Consider the following 5770-nt stretch of genomic DNA (forward strand, 5'->3'; position numbering starts at 1 on the left):
TCCGTCAGTCGATCAGCCGGCCGGCCGGCCGAGGCCGATCAGTGGAAGAAGTGACGGGTGCCGGTGAAGTACATGGTCACCCCGGCCTCGGCGGCGGCCGCGATCACCTCTTCGTCGCGGATCGAGCCGCCCGGCTGGACGATCGCCCGGACACCGGCGGCGATCAGGATCGCCGGGCCGTCCGCGAACGGGAAGAAGGCGTCGGAGGCCGCGAACGCGCCCTTGGCCCGCTCGCCGGCCCGCTCGACCGCGAGCTTGCAGGAGTCGACCCGGTTGACCTGGCCCATGCCGACGCCCACCGAGGCGCCGTCCTTGGCCAGCAGGATCGCGTTGGACTTGACGGCGCGGCAGGCCCGCCAGGCGAAGGCCAGCTCGGCCAGCTCGGCCTCGGAGAGCGCCTCACCGGTGGCCAGCGTCCAGGTCGCCGGGTCGTCGCCCTCGGCGTGCACCCGGTCGGCGTCCTGGAGCAGCGCGCCGCCGGAGATCGGGCGCACCTCCTGGCGGTTGGCCGGGGCCTCGGGGGCCAGCAGCACCCGCAGGTTCTTCTTGCGGGCCAGCACCTCGACGGCACCGTCCTCGTAACCGGGCGCCACCACGACCTCGGTGAAGATCGGGGCGATCTGCTCGGCCAGCGCCACGGTGACCGGGCGGTTGACGGCGATCACGCCGCCGTACGCGGAGACCGGGTCGCACTCGTGCGCCTTGCGGTGCGCCTCGGCGACGTCGGCGCCGGTCGCGATGCCGCACGGGTTGGCGTGCTTGATGATCGCGACGGCCGGCTCGGCGTGGTCGTACGCGGCGCGGCGGGCGGCGTCGGTGTCGACGTAGTTGTTGTACGACATCTCCTTGCCGTGCAGCTGCCGCGCACCCGCCAGGCCGCCGGTGCCGTCGGTGTACAGCGCGGCGCCCTGGTGCGGGTTCTCGCCGTAGCGCAGCACGTTCTGGCGCTCGAAGGCCGAGCCCAGGAAGGCCGGGAACGCGTCCTCGGCCTCGGTGTAGCCGGACTCGTCGAACCAGTTGGCCACCGCGACGTCGTAGGCGGCGGTGTGCGCGAAGGCCCGGCCGGCCAGCCGCTTGCGGGTCAGCAGGTCGAAGCCGCCCTGCTGGACGGCGGCGAGCACGTCCTGGTAGCGGGCCGGGTCGACCACGACGGCCACCGAGGGGTGGTTCTTGGCGGCGGCGCGGACCATGCTCGGGCCGCCGATGTCGATCTGCTCGACGCACTCGTCCGGGGTGGCGCCGGAGGCGACGGTGGCCTTGAACGGGTAGAGGTTCACCACGACCAGGTCGAAGGGCTCGACGCCCAGCTCGGCCAGCTGCGCGCGGTGCGACTCCAGGCGCAGGTCGGCCAGCACACCGGCGTGCACGCGGGGGTGCAGCGTCTTCACGCGCCCGTCCAGGCACTCGGGGAAGCCGGTCAGCTCGGAGACCTCGGTCACCGGGACGCCCGCGGCGGCGATCCGGCCGGCGGTGGAGCCGGTGGACACGATGGCGACCCCGGCGGCGTGCAGGCCCTGGGCCAGCTCCTCCAGACCGGTCTTGTCGTACACGCTGATCAGGGCGCGGCGGATCGGCCGGACGTTCTCGGAGACAACAGGGGACGTGGTGGGGGCGGCGCTCATGCCGGAATCCATACCTTTCGGTCCTCGATGCGGTGACCCTCGCGGGCCAGCCGGCCCACGACGTCGACGAGCAGCTTGCGCTCGACAGTCTTGATGCGCTCGTGCAGCGCTTCGCCGCCATCGGCGTGGTCGGCGTCGAGGACCTCCACGACGCCCTGCGCGATGATCGGCCCGGTGTCGACGCCGGCGTCGACGAGGTGGACGGTGCAGCCGGTGACCCGCACCCCGTACGCCAGCGCGTCGGTGACGCCGTGGGCGCCGGGGAAGGCGGGCAGCAGCGCGGGATGGGTGTTGACGATCCGTCCGGCGAAGGCCGCGATGAACTCGGGGCCGAGGATCTTCATGAAGCCGGCCGTGACGACCAGGTCCGGCTGGTACCCGGCCACGGAGGCGGTCAGCGCGCGGTCCCAGTCCGCGCGGTCCGCGTGGTCCTTCACCCGCTGCACGAACACCGGCAGGCCGGCGCGCTCGGCGCGCTCCAGGCCGGCGATGCCGTCGCGGTCCGCGCCGACGGCGAGGATCTGCGCACCGTACGCGGGGTCGGCGGCGGCGTCGATCAGCGCCTGGAGGTTGGTGCCGGAGCCGGAGACCAGCACCACCAGACGGGCCGGTCCGGGCGTGCGGGGCGGGAAGAGCTGAGCGGGGGCGGCGGCCACTGCGCGATTCTCCGTAGGTCGGGCGCCGTACGCTGGTACGTCCACCGGCGGTGGGGCCACTACGAACGGCAGGTCGAGCGAGGGGGAACTCCTGGAGAACCCGCCGCGACGCGGGCGCCCGGGGAACCCGTGGGAGCTGCTGACCGTCACCACCATAACGGCTGGTCGGACGGCCTCCGAAACACCGTCGGGGGCTACGCGCGTAGCTGAGACGGGGATCTCGCCGGTCCGTCCCCGGGCGTCCCACCGGTCCCACCGGACCCCGGCGGCGCCCGACGACCGGCCGTCCCGGACGCGCCCGGAGCCCCCACAGGGGCCTGCGGGATCATAGGGTGGCGCGGGCACCCGCCCCACCGACCGAGAAGGAATGGCTGAACCATGAGCAGCGGTGACGACACCGGCGAGCGCAACCCCTTCGCGCCGCCGCCGGCGGATGCCCCGGAGCAGCCGTGGCGACCGCGTGCTCCTCACCCCTCCGGGGGCTCCGACCGCCCCGAGGGCCAGGACGGCGACCAGGAGGAGCGCCCGCTCGTCCCGCCGCCGCACCCCTGGAGCCCCGGCTACCAGGGCGGCCGGAACCGCCCGTCCGCGCCGCAGCCGCCCCGGCTCGACCCGTCCGACCCCGCCCAGCGCAAGGCCCGCAACGCCGCGCTGGCCGGCATGGGCGCGCTGGTCTGCGCGTTCGCCGCGCTGCACTACGTCGCCCTGTTCGTCGGCGCGCTCGCCATCGCGTGGGGCGTCTCCGCGATGCGGGCGCCCAGGCCGACGGGCTCCGACGCCGGGACGGGGGCCGGCGGGGCCGGGGCCGGCCGGGCGGCCGGGCCCGCCGGGGGCACCGCTCAGAACCCGCTCACCCCTGCCGCGCTGGCCGGCATCCTCACCGGGGCCATGACGGTGGTATTCGTCTCCTCCGTCCTCGGCCTGGCGCTGTACTACAACGACTACGTCACCTGTGTGCAGGACTCGCTGACCGCCAGCGGCGTCGACGGCTGCGAGCGGCTCGCGCCGCAGTGGTACGTGGACATCACCAGGGCCGGCGAGTAGGAGCGGCGGTCAGCGGGCCCTGATCGGCGTCGGCAGGCTCGGCGTCGGCGGGGCCGGCGGCGGGGGCGCCACCCGAGAGGCGGCTGACGACTCCGTACGCGCGGGCGCGCAGGAGGAGTGCGCCCCGGCGTGCGGCCAGGGCGAGCGCTCCGGGTGGCGCGAGCAGCGCGCGGCCGTCGGTCGTGCGCCGGAGTCGGACCCCGTGGCGGACGCGGACGCGGAAACGGACGCGGAAGCGGGCCAGCAGGGCGGTCGGGGCGGCCACCGCCGCCACCCAGGCCGCCGCGGCCGGCCCCGTCCGCCACGGCACCGGCCCCAGCCAGGCCATCCGTCCCCCCGCCAGCGCCCCGCCGGAGAGCCCGCCGAGCACCGCCGCCCCGGCCCCGACCAGCAACGCGGTCACCAGTGCCGCCACCACGGTGGCCGGCACCGACCACGGAGCGCGCGGGCCGGTCCGCCGGCCGGTCCGCACACCGCCGACGGCCGCGGTCCGCCCCAGGACCAGCCCCGGCACCACGCCCGCCAGCGCCGGCAGCGCGCACACCGCCACCCGCCAGCCGCCCGCCCCCGACTCCGGGAGCAGGGCGAACAACGGAAACTCCGGCACCGGCCCCAGCACCGTCCGCAGCGGCGACACCACCGTCCCCTCCCCCGCCGCGAACCCCGGCCCGAGCGCGTACGCCGCACCCCACAGCACCGCGTTCGGCAGCAGCACCAGGGTCACCAGCAGCACCCCCGCCACCGCCGCCGGTCCGCCCGCGAACACCTCCGGCGCACCGCTCACGGACACCGCCGCCAGCACCGTCGCCCCCGCCACCACCAGCCCGCCCGCCGCCAGCAACCCGGCCCCGGCCGCCAGCGCGGCCACCCGGACCGCCACCGCGCCGCCCGCGGGCCGGACCGCCGCCGGCAGCCGCGCCTGCGTCCGCTCCAGCCATCCCGTCACCACCGCGCCGCGCGCCCGCGTCCCGGCCGCCACCGCCACCCCCGCCACCAGCGCGACCACGACGAGGTCCGGCAGCACCCGGGCCCGGAACTCCCCCGTCCCCGCGCACTGCACCACCACCCCGCACGCCACGGCGAAGTACCCCGCCCACACCGCCCGCGCACCCCCGCGCCCCGGCCGCCCCGGCCGCCCCGCACCGTGCGCCGCCACCCGGCCCGCCGCCCGGTACAGCCGTCCCACCGTCAGCAGACCGAGCAGCAGCGGCGTGACCGTCAACGGCGCCTCCGCCGCCCCGCGCAGCACCGGCGCACCGTGCCCGAGCAGCCACAGCGCCCCCGCCAGTCGCAGCGCCCCGGACGCGCCGTCGTCCGCGTACGGCGTCACCACCCAGAGCCCGAGCACCGGAACGGTGATCACGCAGAGCCCGGTCAGGGCCGTCCGGACCCCGACGAGCAGGGCGGACAGGACGGGCCTGGCCCCCAGTTCGCCCGGCGCTCCCAGAATCGGACGACCCGTCAGCTGCGTCATGGCCCACATCGTGCCAAGGCGACTCGCCATGCTCCGTGAAGAGGCAAACGGCCGGGGTGTCCCAGATTATTGGCTTATGCGCATTTTCAGACCATGCCCGCGCGCCGCCGCGACCGACCCGGCCAGGAGCGTCTGATGACCAAGCCCCCGACCGCCGCACACCCCGGCAACCAGCCCGCGCCCGCGACGCAGCGCCGCAGCGGGAAGGGGCGCCCCGGCAGGACCGGGAACGGACGCGGCCGGGCCGACGGCCCCCCTGCCGCTCCCGCAACCGGGGACGGCGGGGGTGCGGCGCTGTTGCGCCGACTGACGGAACGTGAGGCGCAGGCCTTCGCCCACCTCGCGGCCGGCCGGGACCTCGCCGAGACCGCCGCCGCCCTCGGCGTCACCCCCACCACCGCCCGCAGCTACCAGCACCGGGCCCTGCGCAAGCTCGGCACCCGCACCCAGGCCGAGATCACCGCCCTCGCCGCCCTCCTCCCCGTCGACCAGGCCCCGCCGGACGGGGCGGGAACCCCGCAGCCGACCACCACCACGGCGACCGAGCCGGCCGACGGCCGACACTCCGATCACATGGACACTCCGGCCTCGCCGTCCCGGCAGGAGGAGGCCCGCCGCCCGGTGGGGGGCGCCATCGCCAGGAACCGGCCGCAGGGCGTGCGTGCCGGCCGTACTGGCGACGTCGGTGCGCAAGCGCCGCCGTCGGCCGGTCGGACGGCCGACGCCTTGACGTCGCCGATCGCGGCGCATGCCGGCAACCCGGCGGCGGTGCAGGCCGCCGGAAGCGACGCCGAGAGGGAGTCGGTGGGACTCGACGACAGGTCGGCGGCGAAGCAGCCGACCACGAGCGAAGCCGCCCGAACGCCGGGGCCCGACAATCGGCGCGCAGCGGAGCGGAAGACCGAGCCGGCCGCCCCCGACAGCCAGAAGGCGCCCATCGGCCGAGCGACCGCACTCGCCGACGGAGGGAAGAC

Annotated in this window: 5 protein-coding genes; 2 read left to right on the top strand and 3 right to left on the bottom strand. The window is 76.4% G+C overall.

The features are described 5' to 3' along the window. Positions 1–38: 38 nt before the first annotated feature. Together purH and purN are read right to left on the bottom strand one after the other, a co-directional pair. On the bottom strand, positions 39–1622 hold the full coding sequence (gene purH, locus ACFU74_RS35480) for a bifunctional phosphoribosylaminoimidazolecarboxamide formyltransferase/IMP cyclohydrolase (protein WP_380764259.1): 1584 nt from the start codon (positions 1620–1622) through the stop codon (positions 39–41). Beyond that, positions 1619–2278, bottom strand: a complete 660-nt coding sequence (gene purN, locus ACFU74_RS35485) for a phosphoribosylglycinamide formyltransferase (RefSeq protein WP_380764260.1) — start codon at positions 2276–2278, stop codon at positions 1619–1621. Before purN ends, purH begins: the two co-directional genes overlap by 4 nt. A gap of 378 nt (positions 2279–2656) precedes the next feature. On the opposite strand from purN, the gene ACFU74_RS35490 reads away from it, so the two are divergent. Then, complete coding sequence (locus tag ACFU74_RS35490; protein WP_380764261.1) at positions 2657–3322, top strand: hypothetical protein; 666 nt, start codon at positions 2657–2659, stop codon at positions 3320–3322. Here ACFU74_RS35490 and ACFU74_RS35495 read toward each other — a convergent pair. Beyond that, positions 3303–4796 carry a DUF6350 family protein gene (locus tag ACFU74_RS35495; protein ID WP_380764262.1) on the bottom strand — a complete coding sequence of 498 codons (1494 nt, stop codon included), beginning with the start codon at positions 4794–4796 and terminating at the stop codon, positions 3303–3305. The two genes, ACFU74_RS35490 and ACFU74_RS35495, sit on opposite strands and share 20 nt — an antisense overlap. 135 nt (positions 4797–4931) lie before the next feature. On the opposite strand from ACFU74_RS35495, the gene ACFU74_RS35500 reads away from it, so the two are divergent. Then, on the top strand, positions 4932–5770 hold an 839-nt coding region (locus ACFU74_RS35500), incomplete at its 3' end, for a response regulator transcription factor (protein WP_380764263.1).

The sequence above is a fragment of the Kitasatospora sp. NPDC057500 genome (assembly GCF_042802195.1).
Lineage (GTDB): Bacteria > Actinomycetota > Actinomycetes > Streptomycetales > Streptomycetaceae > Kitasatospora.